This window comes from Halalkalibacter okhensis, from assembly GCF_000787375.1.
Taxonomy (GTDB): domain Bacteria; phylum Bacillota; class Bacilli; order Bacillales; family Bacillaceae_D; genus Halalkalibacter; species Halalkalibacter okhensis.
Map to the genome: position 1 here is coordinate 100,128 of NZ_JRJU01000006.1, position 22,734 is coordinate 122,861.

Here is a 22,734-nt window from a genome sequence, read left to right on the forward strand (position 1 = left end):
ACAAATTAAAATATTTATTAATAAGAACATCAATACCAAAAAGAGAGCTCAGCTTTCGCTAGAACTCTCTTTTACAGTATATTCTTCATTTTTAGCTATTCGTTCATTTTCCATATAAATACTTCTACTTGGAAACGCCACCGATACATTTTCTTCTTCTAATATGTTCATAATCTCAAAATTAATTTCTTCTTTAATTCTAAACCACTCAACCCATACAATCGTTTTTGTAAAAAAGTAAATATATATATCCAAGCTAGAGCTATTAAATTCATTGAAACGAACCATTATTAACTCTTGGTCAACTTCCTCATGTGATCTTAGTACAGATTCAATTCGTCTTGCACACGTTTCAAGCTTCTCCTTAGGAGTTGAATACGTAACACCGACACTAAACGCGATCCGGCGCTTCCCCATCTCTGACCAATTCGTGATCGGTTCATTCGCCAACGTAGAGTTCGGAATTGTAACAATTGAATCCGAGAAGGTTCGTATTTGTGTGCTTCTAAAACTAATGTCTTGAACAGTTCCTTCTACTGAAGGGGTTTGAATCCAATCTCCTTTTTGAAACGGCTTCTCCGTAATAATAATGACTCCACCAAAGAAATTTCCAATTGTGTCTTGAGCTGCTAAAGCAAACGCAAGTCCACCGAGACCTAAACCAGCTATAAAACCGCTTATTTCATAGCCCCACTCACTAGCAACAACGACGATCACTAAAGCAATGACTGCAAAACGCAAGATTTTCGATAAGAAAGGAACAAACATACTTTGCTCATCTAAATCGATATTGCGGGCAAGTTTAATAATTGCCATAGAGTATTCAGAAGTATAATTGTAAAGACCCCACCCAATAATCATAATAATAATTGATCGATAAAGGTGTTCTACAAATTCAATAGTAGTAAAATGAAAAGGCAAATATACGAGTGCCAAGTATGTACCAATTACAATCCACAAAACACGAATTGGCTTTTCAAAAGATATTAAGAGATTAGAAAAGAATTCAGTTGGCGTTTTCTTTAGCATCATTAGAATAAGCTTAAAAATGTATCTTGTGAATATTTTCCTAAATAACAAAAACACAGAAAAAATAGCAATTGCTATTCCAATATCAGCCCATTCTAAACGATTTAACGAATGAACGAAGGCATCCCATTTCCAATTATCAATCTCCATCAAAAATCCCACCTTTGCACATAGTATTTTATCATAGGTAGGTTAAAAAGGTACATAAAACAATATTGTATTATACTCTACTATTCCTGCATTTTTTTGTATTGAGGACAAGCCTAAAAGTAATTAGGAGTGGAAGTGAAATTGTAATATAAAGAGGGGTGCCTAAGTTTTCTCCTCTTTAGACACCCCACACCCTGTAAAATTTACTTTTCTTTATAGACATCTTTTTGATAACCTTCTTTTGGAAGGTCTAAATCTTCACCTTCATAGTTATCAATTTGACCATCAATTGTGCCTTCAACATAGGCATCACTAACTTGTTCATGCGTGGCTGCTAATCCTTTTTCTACTTCTTCCGTACTTTGATAATCAGATGGTTGATAGGAGTTTTGCGCAACGTCCTCTGATGACTTTACAGAATTTTTATCTTTATGATTTGTCAATATAGTTCCCTCCTTTTTCTCCATTAGTATCGTACATTTTTGACGAAATATGAATGAGAAAAATTCAGGTCTTTAAGCAATGAACGGAACCGGTACTTTGTCTTAAGGCTGCTATCAATCGGTTCGCAACGTCTGGAGAGGCTTGTTCAGCAGCCTCGTTATAGAGTTGCTTTTTTTACATTTTGTTTAATTTGCTTGTATTCGCCTTTTTAATCAGCCATTTCATGAAGCTTCTTTCTTTTTCATCTGTTTTTCTTGTTAAGTTTTTTTCAACAGAACGTCTCAAATTGGGATATTTTACATTTCCATTCATTATGGCATATACCTCCTGCAACGGTGTTTGTACTCCATACCCAGATTTATCTTTATGTAAACATGATTTTCAAATATGATTAAGAAAGACGATTCGTAACTTGATGATTCTCAACTGTATTTTGTTGAAAAGAAATAATAAAAGAAGTTCCATTGCCACTTGTTTTTATATCTATATTTGCAAAGTGACGTGAGGCAATGCTATAACATATAGCTAGCCCTAGTCCTGTGCCTTCATCCTTTGTCGTAAAAAACGGTGTACCTATATTCTCTAAAACCTCTTTCTTAATTCCAGGACCCGTATCTGCAATTTCTAAGATAACGTAATCATCACGTGTATATGTCTTTAGTGTTAATCTTCCTCCACTTTCCATTGCTTCTAATCCATTTAATCCAATATTAAGGATTAACTGCCTGATTTCTTTTTCATCTAGAAATAGCATTGGACATTGTTTTAAATCCAATATAACCACTTTATTATTCATCAGCGCTTCTGCTCTTAGTAAAGGATGCAAGGTTGTTACTACTTCATTTAAGTCTTTTTTCTTACGATTATTTGCTTTATCTTTTGCTAACGTCAGAAACTCTGTAATAATTCCATTGGCTCGGTGCAATTCATCGATCATTAAATTAATGTACTCCTCAGGCTGAGGGTGTTGACTTTGATTCTTAGCCAATTGTAGAAATCCTAGTACGGTTGTCATCGGGTTACGAATTTCGTGCGCAATACCTGCTGCCATTTCTCCCACTAAGTTTAATCGATCTAACCGAGTAACCTCTCTTTCTAAATCAACAATTTCAGTTATATCGGTAATCGTACTGATTATGCATGGTTCACCATCAATGGTTGCAGTTTCAGTAGAAAGCAGCCCTTCACGTTTTTCGCCTTGCTTTGTCACATATGTAATTTCTTTGTTATAAACCCCATTTTGTAAATCCTCTGGTTGTCCTTTTGGACTATGTATCACTACCGAGTTTGAATGGATCCTTAACACATCGTTACCTAATGTAGCAAGCTCCTTATACTCATAACCAGAAAATTGAAGCCAACTTTGATTTACGTCTACATATCGTTGATCAACTAAGGAACGAATCGCCATTAAGTTGGGACTATGCTGAAATATTTTTTGGAATCGTTCCTGGGATACTTGCAGTTCTTCATTTGCTTGTACTAATTCTTTTGTTTTTTCGTTTATCAGATTTTCAAGATTGTTATGCTTTTCTTGTAATTCAATCGACGTTTTTTCCAAATGAGAATTTTGCTGTTCAATCTCTTTTTGTTTTCGATGAATTTGAGCAAACGCGTCGACCTTGCTTCTTAAGATTATCGGATTAAATGGTTTAAATATGTAATCAATTGCACCGGTTAAGTAGCCTGTTGACACGTGTTCATTCGCTTTACTTAATGCCGTAATAAAGATAATTGGAATATGGCTTGAACTTTTACGTTGCTTGATTATCTCTGCCGTCTCAAAGCCATTCAAGCCGGGCATTTGAACGTCTAAGAGAATTACAGCAAAATCATATAGTAAAACTTTCTTTAATGCTTCTTCTCCTGACCTCACACCGATCAAGAGATATTGCTCAGAGTCTAACACTGCCTCTAAAGCCATTAGGTTCTCTGGTCGATCATCAACCATTAATATTGCAACCTTATCGTGAGCAGACATAACGATACCTCTCTATTTTCCTTCAGACTTTTATATATATTTTTTCAACAGGATTTACTTCCTCAAATAATCCTGCTGAATTGTACATGCTAAGCGATTCTTTTGATCCAAGGCCTAAAAATCCTTCATCACTTAAGCTATCGTAAAAAAGATCATACACTCGATTTGTCAACTTTTTATTAAAGTAAATAAGGACATTTCTACAAACAATCATTTGAAATTCATTAAAAGAATGGTCCGTTACTAGATTATGGTGAGCAAAGACAACATTTTCTCTTAGAAAAGGGTGAAGGACTACCTCATTATCACATACCGAATAATATTCCGAGAACTCCTTCTTCCCTCCTGCTTGATGATAATTTTTAGTGTATAACTTCATATGCTCAAGTGATACCTTGCCAAGCTTTGCCCTCTCAATAATTTCTTCATCCATATCAGTAGCATAAATCTTTGTTCTATCATAAAGACCCTCTTCTAACAAAACAATCGCCATAGAATAAACTTCTTCCCCTGATGAACAGCCTGCATGCCAAATTCGAATATATGGGAGTTTCCGCAATATCGGAACAATCTCGGTACGAAAAGCTTTAAAAAAGCTCGGATCTCGAAACATTTCTGTTACATTAATGGAGAAATCACGCAACAATTGCTTCATCAGTTCAGGTTGATACAGCACTTTTGCCTGAAACTCTGAGATGTTCTTAACATCTTCAAATTGAGCGCGGTACCAAATTCTTCTTTTTATCGATGAATAAGCATAATTACGAAAATCATACCCATACGTCTGATAAATCCCTTCAAGCAATAACTTAATTTCGGTTCTCTCTATCTCATTCGAGCGTCCTTCTTGAGTTTGGATTAAAGACGAATCAATCATCGGCATCACTCTCTCTCTACACTACTTATGGAGCCAAACCTTCATTAATGACAAAAGCTGCTCCATATTAACAGGCTTGCTAATATAATCAGATGCACCTGCACTAATACATTTTTCTCTATCATTCTTCATCGCTTTTGCTGTTAACGCTAAAATAGGTAACTGAGCCCACTTCTCATTTTTTCGAATCTCTTGCATCGCTTCATAGCCATTCATTTCAGGCATCATAATGTCCATTAAGACGATATCAACCTCCGTATGTTCTGATAAGGCCTCAATCGACTCCATTCCATTTTCTGCAAAAAGGACTTTCATATGTTGTCCTTCTAAAGCTGCTGTTAGCGAGAAAACATTCCGCATATCATCGTCTACAATTAGAACGGTTTTATTTTGCAACTGTTCTGTTACTTGTTCATTCTGTTCTATTACTTCAGTATGATCTTCTTCAACTACCACACTCTCCTCTATGGTTCCTGCCACTTCATCCATTAACGGTTCTTCATATTCAGGTTCTTGATGGTAGTCTGGTAAGTACAAAGTGAAGACACTCCCTTTACCTTCTGTACTTTTCACACTAATATAGCCACCTAACAACTCTGACAGCTCTCTACTAATGGATAAGCCGAGACCTGTTCCTCCATACTTGCGAGTGATTGTACCATCTTCTTGATAGAATGCCTCAAAAATACTCCGCTGTTTATCTAAGGCAATACCGACTCCTGTATCAACAACAGATATGCCCAATTTTCCACTATCGGCTTCCATTGCTTTTTTAAAATGTAACTCAACTTTGCCTGCATTAGTAAATTTAAAAGCATTTGATAATAAATTCTTTAAGATTTGTTTCAACTTCTGATCATCCGTAAAAAGTATCGCTGGAGATTCTGAGTCAATTACAATGTTAAAATCTATATTTTTTTGGCTAGAGATAGGGGCAAATTGTCTCTGAACAAATGCTTTTATATCACTAATTAATACCTCTTCTGGGAACACTTCAATCTTGCCTGATTCAATTTTTGATAAGTCTAATATATCATTGATTAAATCTAGTAAGTCTCTACCGGATGAGTAAATGGTTGAGGCATGCTCAACCTGTTTATCTGTTAAATTTCCATTTACATTTTCAGCAAGCATTTGCGATAAAATTAACATACTATTTAAAGGTGTCCTTAGTTCATGAGACATGTTAGCTAAGAACTCAGACTTATATCTTGAGCCAAGTTTAATATTTCGATTTTTCTCTTCTAAATCCTTTTTAATTAGTTCAAGCTCCTGATTTTTCTCATCTGATTGTCTAAATTGTTCATGTAATTGCTCATTAATTAATCGGAGCTCTTCTTGCTGTTGTTGAAGCTCCTCCGATTGAGTTTGGAGCTCTTCGGATTGAGTTTGAGATTCAGTAAGTAACTCCTCTATTTTCATATGATCTAAGATTCGTTCAATACTAGAACCAGATGATTGACTTAATTGTTCCAATATCCTTATTTCTGATTGACTGAAAGGCTCAAATTTCGCTAATTCTAAAACTCCTACAATTTCTTGATCAAATTCAATAGGCAGAAGGATTAGAGAGGTTGGAGCAGCTGCTCCTAAACCAGAAGTTGTGGATACATATTCATTTGGAAGGTGATCGAATATCATTAGCTTCTTATCCGCAGCACACTGCCCGACTAGCCCCTGTCCAAGGTGAATTTTTTCCGTTCCAATATTGCTATCGCAAGCGGCATAAGAGGCAATTTTCGTTAATGTATTTCCCTCTTCCCTTACATAAATTACTCCGTACGTTGCTCTTACAAATTGAGCAATATTTGTCATAAATACCGTGCCAAATTCGTTTAAATCTTTAATCCCTTGAAACTTCATAGCAATTTCTGCATATCTGGATTTAATCCAGTTTTCTTCTTTTAATGCTTCAGCAATCTCCTTCTCTTGTTTCGTTACTGTTTCCAACGAATCGGCCATATTGTTATAGCTAATAGCAATCTCACCAATTTCATCTTTCGTCTTTACTTCTATTCGGGGAAGCCTATCTAAAGGATGACTTCTTACACTCGTGATCACTTTTCGCACCCTATTAATGCTTGTATTAATATTTTTCACAATAGAATATGTAATCGTTGAAATCACTACCAACGAAATAATTGTTAGGATAACTAAATATGTAATTGCACTTTGATAAGTAGCTTCTGATTCTTGTAGTCTTTCGAGCATGATCAACTGTTCTTGTTCTGTAAATAAATTTACTTCAATTAGCATATCTCGTCGCAAACCTTCATTTTCATCTAACAAATAATTGATTGCCCCTGTGTAATTATCTGAGGTCACAAGCGATATGATGGTTTGTACCATTTCGTTATAGTCATTTCTAATTTGCTGAATCGACGAGATTGCTGCTACTTCAGCCTCATTTAATGAGCTTAATTCTTGAAGAGATTCTATAATGGAAACTTGATTCCCTAACGCATTATTAATAATTGCTATCTTCTCTGGCACTTCGGTATCAGCATCCATTAACAAAAGCTCTCTCATTTCTCGTGCTATGGTATTGGTTTCTAGATTGAGCGTTTGTGCTAACACCACCTTTTGATGATCTTCCGTAACAATTTCACGCATATACGTATTTTGTTGTGTTAACGTGTAAAAGACAATCATACTTAAGATGATAATGATACCTAGTATTGAACCCAATCCGATTAGAAGCTTTGTATTTAATTTCATAACTTTTTAGATACTCCTGACTTTTTTTTGGTAATATTTAATAGTTTACTATATAAACCATAGTACTTCTATATAAATAGGGGAATTCTCCACTACCATAAAGGGAAGCTACTGAAAAAGTCCATTCTCGTAATTCGAGGAAGCAGCAATGGCTCCACACATTGCGCACCTGTTACGAGTAACCCGCTCATTGCTTAAAGACCACGGAGAAAGATGAAAATCGTACCTTTTTCAGTGGTCTTCCATAAAAAGAAAGAGGAGATCGCTATAAATCTCCTCTTTCTTTACGCATTCTTTCGTGCAGTTGTCACTTTTTCCTCTGTCTTTTTCTTAACTGGTGCTTTCTTCTTTCTTGTTGCAGGCTTCTTCGTTTTTGTTTTATCTAGAGAAGCTTGTAATGCAGACATTAGGTCTGTTACATTCGAAGCTGCGGCAGCAGGTTCCTTTTCTGTTGCCGTAACGGTTTGCTTTCCAGATTTCTTTTCCTCGATTAACTCCATCAATGCAGTACGGTATTCATCCGTATACTTTTTTGGCTCAAACGTTGTCGTTAGTTGTTCAACAAGCATTAGTGCTGTATCAAGTTCTTTTTGTTCCACTAATTGTTCTGAAGGGACATTAGGAACATCTTGTACATTACGTACTTCATCAGGAAAATGAATGGTTTCCATTAAAAGAGTATCTTTGTATACTCGTACAACGGCTAATTGCTCTTTGGATCGGATAATAATTTTGGCAATTCCAATCTTTCCTGATTCTGTTAACGCTTTTCTTAACAATGAATACGCTTTGCCCCCACCGTTATCTGGAGCAATAAAATAGCTTTTCTCAAAAAAGATTGGGTCAATCTCTTCTAATTTTACAAAGTCAATTATTTCAACAGCTTTATCTTCATTTTCTTTCTTTAATTTTTCAAGTTCCTCATCATCTAAAACAACAAATTTATTTTTGCATATTCATACGCTTTAACAATATCTTCACTCTTTACTTCCTTCTCACAACCTGGACACACCTTTTGATAACTGATCGGTGTATGACACTCCTTGTGTATTTGTCGCAATTTAATATCTTTGTTTTCCGTTGCTGTATGAAGCTTAATTGGAATATTAACGAGTCCGAAACTAATGCTGCCTTTCCAAACGGTATGCATAAGGATCACCTGCCTTTTCTTTTAATGTGCAATTTTTTATGAACGATTATGTATGGTTGTTATATTTTTGTTACAGCTTAAATAGTAACTGGCATAACAAAGAAGGTGACATTTATGAAACCAATGCTCCTTTCTCCTGCAATTGATATTCCTACAGGTAAGGATTGGATTTACGAAACAAAGTTTGATGGTTTTCGTTGTTTATTGTATTGGGATAAAGACGCGATTAAATTGATTAGCCGAACTGGAAAAGAATTGACTATCCATTTCCCTGAAATAACGCAGTACTGTGAGGACATGTATCCGTTACTTAAGAATTATTTGCCTTTAACGTTTGACGGGGAACTGGTGAACTTAAGAAACAACTTTCAAAGTCACTTTTCAACTGTCCAAGTTCGTGGGCGAATGAAAAATCAAGTAACTATTTCCAAACACGCAGAAGAACACCCATGTCATTTTATTGTTTTTGATATTATATCGCTAAAGGGTGAACAACTCGTTGCCCAAAAGTTAACAAAAAGAAAGCAATTATTAGAAGCTTTCTTTTCAGATAATAAATTACAAACTACTGTTGATTATCGAAACAGTCACCGCATTCAATTAATTGATGTTTTTACGGACAAAGATTATTTATGGAATCAAATTATCGCTTATAACGGAGAAGGAATTGTTGCCAAACGAGCAGCAAGTCTGTGGGAAAACGATAAAAGAACAACGAGCTGGCTTAAAATAAAAAACTACAGATTTGTTTCTGTCATCTTAACGAAATATGATAAAAACAACGGCTATTTTCATGGTGCCATCTATCAAGAGAACCATCTTACTGAGGTTGTCAACTTCAAGCATGGATTAACGGATGAAGAAGAGAAGACATTATTTACTTTTTTCGAAAACAATGGGGTGAAAAGAGGAACAAATCTATGGGAGCTGCCTCCATCTATATGCGTTGACATTGCTTGTATTGATTTTGACGGGAAACAACTACGTGAGCCTCGTTTCCATGCATTTAATTTCAACCAGGAACCACCAGAGTGCACATGGAACCAGATGCAACGTCAGCTTCATCCCATTCCTGAACATATTACGATAACAAATCCCCAAAAACCAATTTGGACAGACATTAACATATCAAAAGATGACTATTTACTGTACTTACAAAAAGCTTCACCATACTTGCTTCCATTTTTACGTGAACGACTATTGACTGTAATTAGGTATCCACATGGTGCAGAAGGCGAACGGTTTTATCAAAAACATTGTCCCGAATACGCACCTGAATTCATCGAGACAGAAGAGGTTGAAGATATAAATTATATTATATGCAATAATATTGAAACTCTTCTTTGGCTAGGGAATCAACTTGCTCTTGAATTGCACATCCCTTTTCAAACAAGATATACAGACAAACCAACAGAAATTGTGTTCGACTTAGATCCACCGTCGGTAGAAGACTTTTCATTAGCTGTTATTGCCGCTAAGCAAATGAAAGCAATCTTTGATCAATTTCATCTTACCTCTTTTGTTAAAACATCTGGCGGGAAAGGGCTGCAAGTATATATTCCACTGCCTACTAATCGTTTCACGTACCAAGAGACGCGAGTATTCACTCAATTCATTTGTCAATTTTTATGTGAGCAACAGCCTGATTTGTTTACAACGGAGCGCCTGAAAAAAAAGAGGAATAATAAATTATACCTTGATTACATCCAACATGATCAAGGTAAAACCATCGTCGCACCATACTCCCCTCGCGGAAGCATCCAAGGGCTTATTGCGACTCCATTAAAATGGGAAGATGTAACTGATTCATTAACCCCTGATCGCTTCACACTTCCAGCTGTGATTGAACGATTAGAAACAGAAAAAGACCCCTTCTCTTCTTTTCGCGAAGTTAATAATGAGGATGCTTTTTCAAAGATTCTTATCCAACTGAAGGAATTAGTAAAACCATAACGAGAATAAAATATGGTCACAAAAAAGGTGATTTGACCTTTTTTAGTGACCACTAAACAACCTAAAAAACATACACTATTTTATCCATGTCACGATATCAGTTAGTTTTTTTCTTGTCTTTGGTCTTGGTTCATCTTTTCGATAGCCAAACGCTGCCATAACGGAAACGTCAAAATGCCCATCTTCTAGCACTCCTTGTTCATGAAGGAAATCATGAACAAGCTTATAATTAAAGCCTTCAATCGGACAAGAGTCTATGCCGATTTGTGCAGCAGCAATTAGCATGTTTCCTAATGCAATATACGTTTGTTTACACGACCAATCAAAAATTGTACGTTCCGATTCCAACACACCAAACTTCTCTTGGAAATTTTGGTATCGTGCTGGAAGCTCTCTAACAATTTCTTCTGGTGCATTCTTCACGTTTCTAAAATGATTTGTAATATATTCAGAATCGTAACGGACATCTTTACTCGTTCGAGCTAAAATAATAACGAAATGACTCGCTGTTGGAAGTTGCCCTCCAGCCCCCCATGCGAACTCACCTAACTTTTCTCTCATCTCTTTATTTTGTAGCACAACAAATTTCCAAGGCTCAAGACCAATAGAACTTGGAGATAACCTACCCGTTTCTAAAATAAAGTTAAAATCGTCATCCGAAATAATTTTGTTCGGATCAAAAACTTTTGTTGCATGGCGGAACATGAATGCATCTACTACTTGCTTTTTTATCTTCTCTTTTTCAAACATAACAAATCTCTCCTAAATATAGCGCTAGAATTTCCCGAAAAAAGCGTAGCATATATCGCAAATTCTAACAAATAATTGTTGATTCAAATGAAATGATTCCTCATTCAGCAGTCAGACTTGTTCCAAAGCGACATGTGCTAGTACTAATGCGCAAAACCCGGAGACGAGTTTCCCGACAACCATGGCAAATACCATTTCTTGTTGCATGCCCGCAACAAAACCTAAATGCCCTCCTAAAACAAACGCACCACTTACGGCAAAAGCAACATTAAAAACCTTGCCCCTTGGTGTCATCTCTTTCAACATTGTAAGCATAGGAATGACATGCGCTAATGAAGCAATTAACCCCGCAGTAGACTTCTCGTCTATTCGCAGTAGTGCTCCAAGCTTCTTCAACTTCTTGAGAAATACTTGATTAATGAAAGTGACTAACGGGAAAGCACCGGCTAATACAATGACAATCATCCCAACAATCTTAATACCTTCTTCCAACGGAGTCATATTTGGAATGACAGCAAATCCTGTTAACGTTTCAAATATAATTGCTGTTAGGCCAATAATAGCAATCATCTCGATCAATTTTGCAAAGCATTGAAATCCTTTAATCATGACATCAGTCATTTTCCAAAGTCCTAAAGAGATCAATATGGATAAGACGATGGTAGGGATTAAATTTCGAATGACCGTCACCATATCAAGTTGGGCAATGAGGCCTCCAGCTAAACAACCAATCGGAACGGTAATAATTCCAAGAAGGATCCCTTTAGCAAAATACGGATGATCTTCTTTCTCAATGATTCCCAATGCAACCGGGATCGTAAAAACAAGCGTTGGCCCAAGCATTGTTCCTAGGAAAACCCAAGAGAACAATTCAGCATCTTGACTTTGAGCCATCTCCTTCGCAAGAGCATATCCCCCCATATCAAGTGCTAATATAGTATTAGCAAAGGCAGCAGGGTCGGCTCCGACTAACCCATAAACAGGTGAAATTAAAGGAGTTAAGATAGCAGCGATAACAGGTGCCAAAGAAACAATTCCAACCATAGCAAGTGTCAAAGAACCCATGGTCATAAATGCGTTTGTAAAGCTTTGACCAAGCCCCATTTTATTCCCAAGTAATTTATCTAATGCTCCAAGACATAAAAATCCGACCATTATATACACGATCAAATCGTTAACCCACATGTTGTTCCCCAACCTTACTTTTTTTGACTAATATCATAACAGATTAATAGATTCATTTCCTTTTATATATAATAAATTATCTAAACTTTATCCAAATTCCACACTTACCTATCTCGAAAGCCGAGACATATGCATAGTGTGTAGTAACCCTCCTGAAAGGTGGTGTGAAAAATGGGTTACTATGGTCCATGGTACGGCGGATATGGCGGGTACGGTGGATATTGTTGTCCCCCAACACCCCGCCCGGGATTTGGCTTTGGATTCGCACTAATTGTGGTGCTAGTCATATTGCTTATTATCCTAGGTGCTAGTTGGTATAAATAGTTTCTGCACAACCAAAATAAACAGCGCCTTCTAAAAAAAGGCGCTTTTATTCTTACAAATCGTTTTGAATTGCCATTGCACTCTATATAAATTGATCAAAATGACTGCGTTACCTTTTTCTTGCCTTTGTTGATTTGTTATACTTATTTCAAGGTAGAACTACTTTGAAAAGGATTTGATCATACATGCTAGACAAGCTTAAGGCGCATTTCGGAGATACATTTATTATAGGTAATGATTACAATACATATGACGAAAATTATTATTGGTTTATAACTCCTGATAATATAACTATTGGGTTTCCAATTGATCGGATCCACGAGAAAGAACTAGACATCTTAAATATATTCCTAACTCCCCTTCCGAAACAAAATGAATATTTTCCTAGATCTAAAGAGGAAGAATATTGGTCATCCATATTATTTAAAGATACTGAAACCTCATTAGATCAGCATACCGAAGAGTCCTTTCGATTTGTGTACTTTCATTTAAAAGATGAGTTGCAAGAACGTGAGGCATTTACAGGTGCGATAAAAAGTCTCTTCCCTGCAAAGACCATCCTCTTGTGGGAAAATGAATCTTCTGGTGTGATCATTGACTTGGATCCTAAAATAACAGACACAATTGAAAACCTTTTTGAATCGATCGTTGATAATATCATTAGTGATTTCTTTATAGAGATCGTCATGTATATAGGGATTAGTAACGTTTCAATTACAGATGCTAAAAGTCGCTATCAATGGGAAAAGTCGAGCTTTCATACAGTAAAGCAGCTCTACAAGAAAAAAGTGTATAAAGGAGAAGAAGAACTACCTTTTCTCCTAATTGGCAAAGCTTCTTCTAACACTTTAATGCAAATAAAAGAGCAGACATTGAAACCAGTCCTCGAAGATCATGATTTAATTCAAAGTATCAAAGTATATCTTGATTGCAACATGAATGTATCCCTTGCTGCAAAAAAACTATTTCTGCATCGAAATACTTTACAATACCGAGTTGATAAATTCATAGAAAAAACAGGGATTGATATCAGACATTTTCGAAGTGCAGTTACTGTTTATCTCTCTCTATTAATTGAAAAAAACATCCATTAATGCATTGTGCACAAAAACAATGCATTCTTTTTTATGCACTTTTACCGTATACGAAAACGGTTACAAAAGTTACACTTTATCTATATTAAAGATATTCAAAAGGAGAGATCGATATGGGTGAAATTAGATTAGATAACGTTTACAAGATTTATGACGGAGACGTAACAGCTGTAACGGATTTCAATTTGCATATTCAAGATAAAGAGTTTGTCGTATTTGTTGGACCTTCTGGTTGTGGTAAGTCAACAACGTTACGTATGATTGCTGGACTTGAGGATATCTCTAAAGGGGACCTCTATATCGGAGATCGTCGCGTAAATGATGTAGCTCCAAAAGACCGTGATATTGCGATGGTATTCCAAAACTACGCCCTTTATCCACATATGAATGTTTACGATAATATGGCATTTGGTTTAAAACTACGTAAATTTAAAAAAGAAGAGATTGATAGAAGAGTAAAAGATGCAGCAAAAATCTTAGGTCTAACAGAAATGCTAGATCGTAAGCCAAAGGCCATGTCTGGTGGTCAGCGTCAACGTGTTGCTTTAGGACGAGCAATTGTCCGTGACCCTCAAGTTTTCTTAATGGATGAGCCGTTATCAAACTTAGATGCAAAGCTTCGTGTTCAAATGCGTGCTGAGATTACGAAATTACACAAACGCTTACAAACTACAACAATCTATGTAACACATGACCAAACAGAAGCGATGACAATGGCATCGCGAATCGTTATTATGAAAGACGGAATCATTCAACAAGTTGGGACACCAAAAGAAGTATATGACAATCCAGATAATGTCTTTGTTGGTGGATTTATCGGATCTCCGGCAATGAATTTCTTTAAAGGTTCACTTACTGCAGATGGATTCTTTAAAATGGGAGACATCCAAGTAAAAGTTCCTGAAGGTAAGTTAAAAACATTAAAAGAAAGAAACTACATTAATAAGGAAGTGATCTTAGGAGTTCGTCCAGAGGACATCCATGATGAACTACTATTCTTAGAATCATCTCCTGAGTCAAAATTCACAGCTACTGTTGATGTATCTGAGTTATTAGGAGCGGAATCATATCTTTATTCTAAAGTAGATGGTCAAGACTTTATTGCTCGTATCGATGCTCGTTCTGATGTGAAGATGGGACAAAAAGTTGATCTAGCATTTGATATGAACAAAGTACACTTCTTTGATACTGAAAGTGAATTAAGAATTCGTTAATAACTATTAAGCCCCTTGACGATAAAGTTAAGGGGCTTATATTTCGGATATCTTTAAGATAATTTTGTTTTCGCTAACCAGGCTCCTCCAATTACACCAGCATCATTTCCAAGTGTCGCAATTGTTAACTCAGCAGCCTCTAATACTTTTGGAAAGGCAAAACGCGCAAATTGTTCTGCAATCGGGGTTAATAGTGTATCTCCAGCTCTTGATACACCTCCACCAATAACAATCTTCTCTGGATTAAGGCCGTTGGCTAGATTAGCTAAAGCAAGTCCTAAATATAATGTAACTTTTCCGATCACTTGTTTTGCAATTTCATCATCTTCTTTAGCAGCATCTAAAACTAGTTTAGCTGTTACCGTCTTATGTTTCTCGTAATAAGCTCTAAGTTGACTAGTTGCATCTACTCTTTCTAGTTCTTCTATCGCTAAGCGGACAATACCAGTCGCTGAAGCAATTGTCTCTAAGCATCCATTTTTGCCACAGTTACAACGCGCCCCACCTTCAATAATCGATGTTATATGTCCAACTTCTCCTCCAGCTCCATTTTTACCATGGACAATTCTTCCATTAGAAATGACGCCTCCTCCAACGCCTGTTCCTAATGTAACAAAAATCAAATCATTGGCACCTTCACCAGCACCTGTCCACATTTCCCCTAAAGCTGCAAGGTTGGCGTCATTGTCAACAACAACTGGCAATCCACTTTCTTTCTCTAAAAATTCTTTGAGCGGAAAGTTCTTCCAACCTAAATTAACAGCTACTTCAATTGCTCCAGTCGCAAAGTTCACCGGGCCAGGTGCACCGATTCCAATCCCTATCAAATTACTCTTTGATTGATTTAATTCATCTAATTTTTGATCGATGGACCTTGCTATATCACTAGGAATTTGTTTTCCATTTTGACTTGTATCCGTATCAATTTCCCATTTAAATATGATTTCGCCATCCTCGCTTAAAAACGCCATCTTAATTGTTGTACCGCCAATATCTACACCAACTAGCCATTTGTTTTCCATATATTCCATCCCTATCTTAAGATTTGTTATGTAAATAATCCTATCACATAACGGTCGTTTTTTGATATTCCAGAAAAAAATAATTACAAAAGGACACCGTTACGGTATCCTTTTCCTTAGGTTATGGTTACACCCACCACATATCAGATGGCTTTTCTTCAATTACGACTGAATTAAGGTTTTTAACGGCTCTAGCAAACCCTTCTTCAATCGACATAATTGGATCTTCATGCTCAATACTTACAACAAAATCATACCCATACGTTCTAAGGGCACTAATCATATCTGACCACTCTTGAACACTATGACCACAACCAACAGATCTAAACGTCCATGCTCTCGTTTTGACTTCACCATATGGCTGCATATCAATTAATCCATACATATTGACGTTATCTTGATCAATGTATGTGTCCTTTGCATGAAAATGATGAATGGCATTTTCTTTTCCTAAAATTTTAATGGCTGCAACAGGATCAATTCCTTGCCACCACAAATGACTTGGATCGAGATTTGCTCCAATCGCATCACATGTTTCCTCTCGTAGTTTTAATAAAGTGTATGGAGTATGAACCAAAAAGCCGCCGTGAAGTTCTAAACCAATTTTTACATTATGATCCTTCGCAAACTGACCCCACTCCTTCCAATAAGGAATGAGCTTTTCTTCCCATTGCCACTTTAAGATATCACCATATTCATTTGGCCACGGAGTAACAGGCCAATTTGGATATTTTGCACCTTCATGATCTCCAGCTGTACCAGAGAAACAATTCACAACCGGTACTCCCATTAGACTAGCTAGCTTGATTGTTTTAACTAATGCTTCATGTGATTCTTTTGCAAAAGCCTCATCTGGTGAAATTGGATTCCCGTGGCAACTGAACGCACTAATCTCTAGACCGCGTGACGTTACCTTCTCCATATAATCTTTACGTAACTCTTCACTTTCTAGAAGGTTATCTATATCACAATGAGCGTTTCCAGGATAGCCCCCCGTGCCAATTTCTACAGCTTTTACTCCAGCATCCTTAACATAATCAAGCATTTCCTCAAACTTCTTTTGAGAAAACAATACAGTAAATACGCCTACTTTCATACAAAGTCCTCCCTATTTTTTATTTTTATACTTTGCCCCGTTTCACTGCTTCTGTATATTGCGTCTATTATTTGAGATACTTGCAAGGCTTCCTCTGGTTTAACAATTAATTCGTCGTTGCCTAAGCAAGCATCAACGAAATTCCTTACTTGAACTAGCCCAGGGTTATCTTCACCTGGAATCCAGTTTGGTTGACTATTTAGGAGCATGCCGTGCTTTGCCTGATTAAGTTCAAATGGAAATAAGTCAATACCTCCTTGTAAGCCTGAAATACTAACATTCTCGACATCATCTTTAATATTTGCAGCCCACGATGTTTCAAATAACATCGATGCACCGTTTTCAAATGTAATATAGGCTGTGACATGATCATCTACATCAAACGTTTCATGATTAAAGCTTCCCCATTGATTCACTTGATCTGGCATTTTACTAAGATGATTATAGGCTTTCCCCATCACCTGAACTGGTTTCGGATTGCCAAGAAGCCAAAGCGACAAATCTAAAAAGTGACACCCCCAATCTATTAAACTCCCGCCACCCTGGAGTTCTTTATTCGTAAATACCCCCCAGCCTGGCACCTTACGTCTTCTTAGCGCTTGTGCTCTTGCTACAATCGGTTCACCAATTTCCTGCTCTAAGATGACCCTTTTTGCAGCCTGTGATTCTTTCATAAAACGATAGTGATAACCAATAGAAAGAACTTTTCCTGACTCATTTGCCGATTCAATCATCGCCATGCATTCATCCGTACTCATAGCCATTGGTTTTTCACAAAGGACATGAACACCAGCTTCAAGGGCTGCAATGGTAATTTCCGCGTGAAATTTATTTGGTGTACAAATGGTAACCGCATCAACTTCGCTAAAAAGGTCACGGTAGTCAGAATAGACTTTAGGAATACCAAACTTTTTTGCAGCTGTTTTTGCTGTATCAAGATTGACATCACAAACAGCTTCTATTAATACTTTGTCTGAAATAAGTTGATAGGAAGGGATATGACGATCCTGAGCAATCCCTCCTGCTCCAATGATTCCCATTCTAATTTTTTGCATAACAAACTCCCTCTATGACAAGCTAGTAATTCGTTTAGTTTCATTTGATTCTAAAGCAGCTAACACCACTTGAAGCGATTTCATCCCTTCTTCTCCTGATACAGGAACGTCTTTATTTTGTAAGATCGCACTTACAAACTGATCAATAACTTGTGTATTGTTTTGTCCACCTGCTTCATTCGTTTGAATACCACCAAGCTCATACTTTACGACTTCACCTGTTTTATATTGAACGACTAGAGAGTTAACAGGGTCATCTTCTAAACGCAGAATCGCTTTTTCTCCGTAGATTATTGTCGAGTTATCTTCGCTCGCTACATAAGACCAGCTAGCAGCAAGAGTTCCGATAATCCCACTTTTCGTCTTTAATACACACACAGCTGTATCATCGACATCTGTGTTTTGCTTTGCACTTGTTTCAATAAAAGCACCTACTTCTACAAATTCTTCTCCAAGAACAAAACGCAATAAATCGGTTTTATGAACACCCAGGTCACCCATGGCACCAATAAATGCTTCTTCTTTTCTAAAGAACCAGCTCTCACTTCCATCTGCACTCCAGCCTTCAGGACCACCATGACCAAATGCCGTGCGGAAGCTATAAATCTTCCCTACTTCACCTGCTTCAATTAATTGTCTTGCCTTTTGATGAGAAGGAACAAAACGTTGGTTATGAGCAATCATTAATTTCTTATTATTTTCTTTTGCAGCTTCAATCATTTTTTCCGCGTCTTCACTTGAAGTCGCCATTGGCTTTTCGCAAAGAACATGTTTTCCTGCTTTTAGAGCTGCAATAGAAATAGGTGCATGTAAATAATTTGGTGTACAAACACTAACTGCGTCAACATCAGGACTTAAGAGTAACTCATCGTAACTTGTATAAGCCTTAGCACTATAGACTTTTGCAAATTCATGGACTCTCTCTTCAACGATGTCACAAACAGCAACAATTTCTACCTCAGAATTATTTGCATACTCTGGTAAATGACGGTGCTTTGCAATACTTCCACAACCGATAACTCCAACCTTTAATTTACTCATGTAGACTCCCCCTAAATGTATTAGTTTATTAGATTTGCTCTAATGGTTTCGCATTTCCGTAAACTGGCATCTTTCGTTCTGTTGGCTTTGCCCAGCTAACAGCATTCTTGATCACTTTTTGTATTTCTTCGTTATGGTACGTTGGATACGTCTCATGTCCAGGACGGAAGTAGAAGATCTTCCCTTTCCCTCTTTGATACGTACAGCCGCTTCTAAATACTTCTCCACCACTAAACCAACTCATCATAATTAATTGCTCTGGAGCTGGAATATCGAAATGCTCACCATACATTTCTTCTTCTTCTAGTTCAATGAACTCACCGATGCCCTCTACAATAGGGTGACTTGGGTCTATAATCCATAAACGTTCTTTATCATTTGCTTCACGCCATTTTAAGTCACATGTTGTTCCCATTAATGTTTTAAAGATTTTGGAGAAATGTCCTGAATGAAGAACGATTAGCCCCATACCCTCAAGCACTCTTTGTTTCACTTTTTCAACAATAACATCCTCAACTTCATCATGAGCCAAATGTCCCCACCAGATTAACACGTCTGTTGAGTTAAGTACCTCCTCTGTTAAACCATGTTCCGGATCGTCTAAAGTTGCTGTTTTTACTTGCACTTGATCTTCCTTTATAAAATTGGCTATCGTTCCATGAATACCTTCAGGATAAATGTCGCGCACGACCGGATTTTTTTGTTCATGACGATTTTCGTTCCATACTGTTACGTTCACCATCTTATTTCCTCCTCTTTAATGACCATAATTTTCGTTTTTACAGTTTGACGATCAAGATTAGCCATAATTCCTCAAGTACTAAAAAAGAATAATAAAGGATAGCACCTCCTACCTGAGATCGTTCTCATATAAGCCAACATAGTTGGGAATAGCAAAATATGAGAACGATCCCATATCGTCTATTTATTTGTCTACCAACCACTAACAAGATTGAGATAGTTATGAGATCGATCCCATACTAGACAGACTCTCTCTTAATTAGTTCGATTGGAAGCTCTACTACATTTTTAATACTTTTATCTTGATTCGTTAACATGGATACCATCATCTCCATAGTTTTTTGTCCCATCTCATTAATTGGCTGCTTCACTGTTGTAAGGGCAGGTTCCATTAATTGAGCAACTGGCAGGTCATCAAAACCAATAACTGCTAGATCCTCTGGGATGTTCAATCCATGTATTTTGGCCTCTTTAATCATTCCTGCGCCTACTTCATCACTTCCTGCAAAAATGGCCGTTGGTTTGTCTTCAAGAGACAGAATAGCTCTTAATATTTTTTTTCCACTTTCTATACTTGGGTTATCTCTGAAAATCCACTGACTATTCATTTCAATGTTACTCTCACTCAGTGCAGCTAAAAATCCCTTTTGGCGATCCATACCAAGCTCGCCTTTGTTGCTTCCACAATAGGCAATCTTCTTATGTCCGTTTTCAATTAAGTGTTTGGCACCTAAGTAACTGCCCTTTACTTGATCGAGTCTTACGACGGGAATCGTTGCCTCTGAACGATATTCATTACACATAATAATCGGACCTGACTCTTTAAATGGTGCAATGGAAGCCCAATCATTTTCTAATGAAGTGAAGATCAATCCGTCTACTTGCTTTGTTTGTAACAATTGCAAGTAATTATACTCCTTGGTTTTGTTTTGGTGTGTTTGACAAATAAGTAATTGCAGCCCGTTCTCCACTGCTACTATTTCTAGCCCTTCAATAAGGAAAGGAAAGAATGGATTTGTAAGGCTTGGAACAAGGACAGCAATTGTGTCTGTTCTTTGCTTTCTAAGGCGTTGTGCAGATGAATTAGGATAATAATCTAATTCCTTCATCGCTTGATAAACAAGCTGTTTTTTTCTTTCTGTTACATACGGATGATTATTTATCACTCTAGAAACCGTAGATCTTGATAATCCAGCTAACTTAGCTACATCTTCAATCGTTGCCACCGTAACCCTCCTTTCTATTTTAGAGGAGTATGAGATCTTCCGTACGATAGCGCTTTCACGAACTACTTTTATTTTAAAATAGCCCACTGGAAAAAACAACATAAATTTATATTCCCCTCCCCATTTATGAGGATACTGAAAAAAGGACGATTTTTTCCTTTTTCAGTATCCTTCTCCCCATTTATAGAGAGGTGGTTAATCACTATTTAATAGCTTTTTTTAAATTCCACTTTGATAAGCTTGTGATGGTGATTAAGCGATCAGAAAAAAACGTTATGCCTTGCGCCTCTTTTGTTGGATAGATTCGTGCACTCATGACTCTTTCTCCTTCATTAATAAATATTTCTACTGAGGATTTATCAATAAAAATGTGAAGTGTAATGATTTCGTCAAGCGAAATCGCTGCCTTACGAACTCCACCTGGTCCAACCCCAGCTTTCGTTCGATCGAGTGTAACAAGACCATCGAGCTTATCAAATGACAAGATAGTCTCTTGTTTCGTCGCAGCATCTTTTCTAAGTTTCAGACCAAAGGTTGTTGCCTCTTTAACATTGATTTCCATGTTAAGTTCTAAACAGTCACCGTAAACGCCTTCGAAAGATTGTTCGCCATTAATCTTAACATCAGAATAGTACGTTTCTTCTTCCCGAAGTTCCGCTAGTTCAGGAACTGGTAACATATACAGTCTGCTATTCTTTAACGATACGATTCTCGGAATGGTCATTGCACCTGAATAGCCAAATTCTTGAGTTGGCATATCACTTTCCCACATATCCATCCATGCAATAAGAATTCTCCGTCCTTTATCATCAACCATCGTTTGTGGAGCATAAAAATCAAAGCCATGATCCAATGTGTAATACGGACCATATTGGAAGATTCCAGTTTGGTAATTAAGCTCACCAATTACATAACCAGCCTGATGTAGGTTGTGATAATCGTTTCCTTCAGGCTTCACCCCTTGTGGAGACATAACCAAAACTTCTTTTCCTTCAAGCTCGAACAGATCAGGACATTCCCACATAAACCCGAAATTGCCCTTCCCCTTTGCCATGACGGATACAAATTCCCAATCAATTAAGTTAGAAGAACGGTATAACAATACTTGTCCTGTATTGCTTTTCGTCTTAGACCCTAAAACACAATAGTAAGAACCCTCGTGTTTCCATACTTTCGGATCTCGAAAATGAAAAATATTAATATCTCCTCCAGGCACTTCTGAAATGACAGGGTTTTCTTTTATCTTTTCAAAATGAATCCCATCTTCACTTACGGCTATCGCCTGTACTTGTTTTAAATCTTCATCCAGTTTCCCTTCAATCCAGACATTCCCTGTGTACATTAGATAGAGCTTACCATCCTTCTCTATTGCACTACCAGAGAAACAGCCGTCTTTGTCATAATCCTCACTTGGAGCCAAGGCAATAGGCAGATGTTCCCAACGAACAAGGTCCTTGCTTTTCACATGTCCCCAATGCATCGGGCCCCACTTTGAATCATATGGATGATGTTGATAAAAAAGATGATACTCTCCTTTATAATAAGAAAACCCATTCGGATCGTTCATCCAATTTGCTTGCGGCATCACATGGTATTGGAGGTTCCATTCGTGATTACTAACTTGCTCTTTTAATTTATTCACTTCTTGATTAGCTTTTTCAATTTGCTGGTTATGCATATCCAT

Annotated in this window: 19 protein-coding genes and 1 pseudogene; 4 read left to right on the top strand and 16 right to left on the bottom strand. The window is 37.0% G+C overall.

From position 1 onward, the window contains the following. Positions 1 to 48 precede the first annotated feature (48 nt). The 7 genes and pseudogenes from LQ50_RS06710 to ku form a co-directional block, all read right to left on the bottom strand. Positions 49 to 1,179 (bottom strand): mechanosensitive ion channel family protein, encoded by a 1,131-nt coding sequence (locus LQ50_RS06710; protein ID WP_034627405.1) that lies wholly within the window; start codon positions 1,177 to 1,179, stop codon positions 49 to 51. 203 nt (positions 1,180 to 1,382) lie between these two features. Continuing rightward, the gene (locus LQ50_RS06715; protein WP_237563659.1) at positions 1,383 to 1,622 is read right to left on the bottom strand and encodes a YozQ family protein; all 240 of its coding nucleotides are present in this window, start codon (positions 1,620 to 1,622) and stop codon (positions 1,383 to 1,385) included. A gap of 175 nt (positions 1,623 to 1,797) precedes the next feature. Next, positions 1,798 to 1,935, bottom strand: coding sequence for a hypothetical protein (locus LQ50_RS25345; protein ID WP_161784660.1), 138 nt, complete (start codon positions 1,933 to 1,935; stop codon positions 1,798 to 1,800). Positions 1,936 to 2,014: 79 nt separating this feature from the next. Beyond that, entirely contained in the window at positions 2,015 to 3,604 is a 1,590-nt protein-coding gene (locus LQ50_RS06720) for an ATP-binding response regulator (protein WP_034627410.1), read from the bottom strand. A gap of 22 nt (positions 3,605 to 3,626) precedes the next feature. Then, entirely contained in the window at positions 3,627 to 4,487 is an 861-nt protein-coding gene (locus tag LQ50_RS06725) for a CheR family methyltransferase (RefSeq protein WP_052144617.1), read from the bottom strand. A gap of 15 nt (positions 4,488 to 4,502) precedes the next feature. Then, positions 4,503 to 7,199 carry a response regulator gene (locus tag LQ50_RS06730; RefSeq protein ID WP_034627413.1) on the bottom strand — a complete coding sequence of 899 codons (2,697 nt, stop codon included), beginning with the start codon at positions 7,197 to 7,199 and terminating at the stop codon, positions 4,503 to 4,505. Positions 7,200 to 7,483: 284 nt separating this feature from the next. Beyond that, positions 7,484 to 8,349 (bottom strand): annotated as a pseudogene (gene ku, locus LQ50_RS06735) (non-homologous end joining protein Ku). Positions 8,350 to 8,463: 114 nt separating this feature from the next. Here ku and LQ50_RS06740 point away from each other — a divergent pair. Then, the gene (locus tag LQ50_RS06740) at positions 8,464 to 10,302 is read left to right on the top strand and encodes a DNA ligase D (protein ID WP_034627415.1); all 1,839 of its coding nucleotides are present in this window, start codon (positions 8,464 to 8,466) and stop codon (positions 10,300 to 10,302) included. A 75-nt stretch (positions 10,303 to 10,377) separates the two neighbouring features. On the opposite strand, the gene LQ50_RS06745 is transcribed toward LQ50_RS06740, so the two are convergent. Next, on the bottom strand, positions 10,378 to 11,052 hold the full coding sequence (locus LQ50_RS06745) for an NAD(P)H-dependent oxidoreductase (protein WP_034627417.1): 675 nt from the start codon (positions 11,050 to 11,052) through the stop codon (positions 10,378 to 10,380). A 111-nt stretch (positions 11,053 to 11,163) separates the two neighbouring features. Next, the gene (eutH, locus tag LQ50_RS06750) at positions 11,164 to 12,237 is read right to left on the bottom strand and encodes an ethanolamine utilization protein EutH (protein ID WP_034627418.1); all 1,074 of its coding nucleotides are present in this window, start codon (positions 12,235 to 12,237) and stop codon (positions 11,164 to 11,166) included. Positions 12,238 to 12,408: 171 nt separating this feature from the next. Here eutH and LQ50_RS24870 point away from each other — a divergent pair, with 171 nt between their 5' ends. The 3 genes from LQ50_RS24870 (at position 12,409) to LQ50_RS06760 (ending at position 14,869) form a co-directional block, all read left to right on the top strand. Next, positions 12,409 to 12,561, top strand: a complete 153-nt coding sequence (locus tag LQ50_RS24870) for a YjcZ family sporulation protein (RefSeq protein ID WP_084138640.1) — start codon at positions 12,409 to 12,411, stop codon at positions 12,559 to 12,561. 185 nt (positions 12,562 to 12,746) lie between these two features. Next, a complete protein-coding gene (locus LQ50_RS06755) occupies positions 12,747 to 13,655 on the top strand; it encodes a PucR family transcriptional regulator (protein ID WP_034627420.1) in 909 nt (302 codons plus the stop codon). A 113-nt stretch (positions 13,656 to 13,768) separates the two neighbouring features. After that, positions 13,769 to 14,869 (top strand): ABC transporter ATP-binding protein, encoded by a 1,101-nt coding sequence (locus LQ50_RS06760; protein ID WP_034627422.1) that lies wholly within the window; start codon positions 13,769 to 13,771, stop codon positions 14,867 to 14,869. Positions 14,870 to 14,922: 53 nt separating this feature from the next. Here the strand turns inward: LQ50_RS06760 and LQ50_RS06765 are convergent, their stop codons facing one another. The 7 genes from LQ50_RS06765 to LQ50_RS06795 all read right to left on the bottom strand — a co-directional run bounded on the left by LQ50_RS06765 (position 14,923) and on the right by LQ50_RS06795 (position 22,734). Continuing rightward, on the bottom strand, positions 14,923 to 15,891 hold the full coding sequence (locus tag LQ50_RS06765) for an ROK family glucokinase (protein WP_034627423.1): 969 nt from the start codon (positions 15,889 to 15,891) through the stop codon (positions 14,923 to 14,925). Positions 15,892 to 16,018: 127 nt separating this feature from the next. Beyond that, a complete protein-coding gene (locus LQ50_RS06770; RefSeq protein ID WP_034627425.1) occupies positions 16,019 to 16,987 on the bottom strand; it encodes a sugar phosphate isomerase/epimerase family protein in 969 nt (322 codons plus the stop codon). Then, complete coding sequence (locus tag LQ50_RS06775) at positions 16,984 to 18,042, bottom strand: Gfo/Idh/MocA family protein (RefSeq protein WP_034627427.1); 1,059 nt, start codon at positions 18,040 to 18,042, stop codon at positions 16,984 to 16,986. The genes LQ50_RS06770 and LQ50_RS06775 overlap by 4 nt, the downstream gene beginning before the upstream one ends. 12 nt (positions 18,043 to 18,054) lie before the next feature. Beyond that, on the bottom strand, positions 18,055 to 19,083 hold the full coding sequence (locus LQ50_RS06780; protein WP_034627429.1) for a Gfo/Idh/MocA family protein: 1,029 nt from the start codon (positions 19,081 to 19,083) through the stop codon (positions 18,055 to 18,057). Positions 19,084 to 19,111: 28 nt separating this feature from the next. Further along, positions 19,112 to 19,825 (bottom strand): ThuA domain-containing protein, encoded by a 714-nt coding sequence (locus LQ50_RS06785; protein ID WP_034627431.1) that lies wholly within the window; start codon positions 19,823 to 19,825, stop codon positions 19,112 to 19,114. Between the two features lie 238 nt (positions 19,826 to 20,063). After that, positions 20,064 to 21,050 (bottom strand): LacI family DNA-binding transcriptional regulator, encoded by a 987-nt coding sequence (locus tag LQ50_RS06790; RefSeq protein ID WP_034627432.1) that lies wholly within the window; start codon positions 21,048 to 21,050, stop codon positions 20,064 to 20,066. A gap of 202 nt (positions 21,051 to 21,252) precedes the next feature. Further along, entirely contained in the window at positions 21,253 to 22,734 is a 1,482-nt protein-coding gene (locus LQ50_RS06795) for a glycoside hydrolase family 32 protein (protein ID WP_034627503.1), read from the bottom strand.

Bases quoted from the DNA above. Each gene is read 5' to 3' on its own strand.
- LQ50_RS06710 (WP_034627405.1), bottom strand. From the start codon at position 1,179: ATGGAGATTGATAATTGGAAATGGGATGCCTTCGTTCATTCGTTAAAT.
- LQ50_RS25345 (WP_161784660.1), bottom strand. From the start codon at position 1,935: ATGAATGGAAATGTAAAATATCCCAATTTGAGACGTTCTGTTGAAAAA.
- LQ50_RS06720 (WP_034627410.1), bottom strand. From the start codon at position 3,604: ATGTCTGCTCACGATAAGGTTGCAATATTAATGGTTGATGATCGACCA.
- LQ50_RS06725 (WP_052144617.1), bottom strand. From the start codon at position 4,487: ATGCCGATGATTGATTCGTCTTTAATCCAAACTCAAGAAGGACGCTCG.
- LQ50_RS06730 (WP_034627413.1), bottom strand. From the start codon at position 7,199: ATGAAATTAAATACAAAGCTTCTAATCGGATTGGGTTCAATACTAGGT.
- LQ50_RS06740 (WP_034627415.1), top strand. From the start codon at position 8,464: ATGAAACCAATGCTCCTTTCTCCTGCAATTGATATTCCTACAGGTAAG.
- LQ50_RS06745 (WP_034627417.1), bottom strand. From the start codon at position 11,052: ATGTTTGAAAAAGAGAAGATAAAAAAGCAAGTAGTAGATGCATTCATG.
- eutH (WP_034627418.1), bottom strand. From the start codon at position 12,237: ATGTGGGTTAACGATTTGATCGTGTATATAATGGTCGGATTTTTATGT.
- LQ50_RS24870 (WP_084138640.1), top strand. From the start codon at position 12,409: ATGGGTTACTATGGTCCATGGTACGGCGGATATGGCGGGTACGGTGGA.
- LQ50_RS06755 (WP_034627420.1), top strand. From the start codon at position 12,747: ATGCTAGACAAGCTTAAGGCGCATTTCGGAGATACATTTATTATAGGT.
- LQ50_RS06760 (WP_034627422.1), top strand. From the start codon at position 13,769: ATGGGTGAAATTAGATTAGATAACGTTTACAAGATTTATGACGGAGAC.
- LQ50_RS06765 (WP_034627423.1), bottom strand. From the start codon at position 15,891: ATGGAAAACAAATGGCTAGTTGGTGTAGATATTGGCGGTACAACAATT.
- LQ50_RS06770 (WP_034627425.1), bottom strand. From the start codon at position 16,987: ATGAAAGTAGGCGTATTTACTGTATTGTTTTCTCAAAAGAAGTTTGAG.
- LQ50_RS06775 (WP_034627427.1), bottom strand. From the start codon at position 18,042: ATGCAAAAAATTAGAATGGGAATCATTGGAGCAGGAGGGATTGCTCAG.
- LQ50_RS06780 (WP_034627429.1), bottom strand. From the start codon at position 19,083: ATGAGTAAATTAAAGGTTGGAGTTATCGGTTGTGGAAGTATTGCAAAG.
- LQ50_RS06785 (WP_034627431.1), bottom strand. From the start codon at position 19,825: ATGGTGAACGTAACAGTATGGAACGAAAATCGTCATGAACAAAAAAAT.
- LQ50_RS06795 (WP_034627503.1), bottom strand. From the start codon at position 22,734: ATGGATATGCATAACCAGCAAATTGAAAAAGCTAATCAAGAAGTGAAT.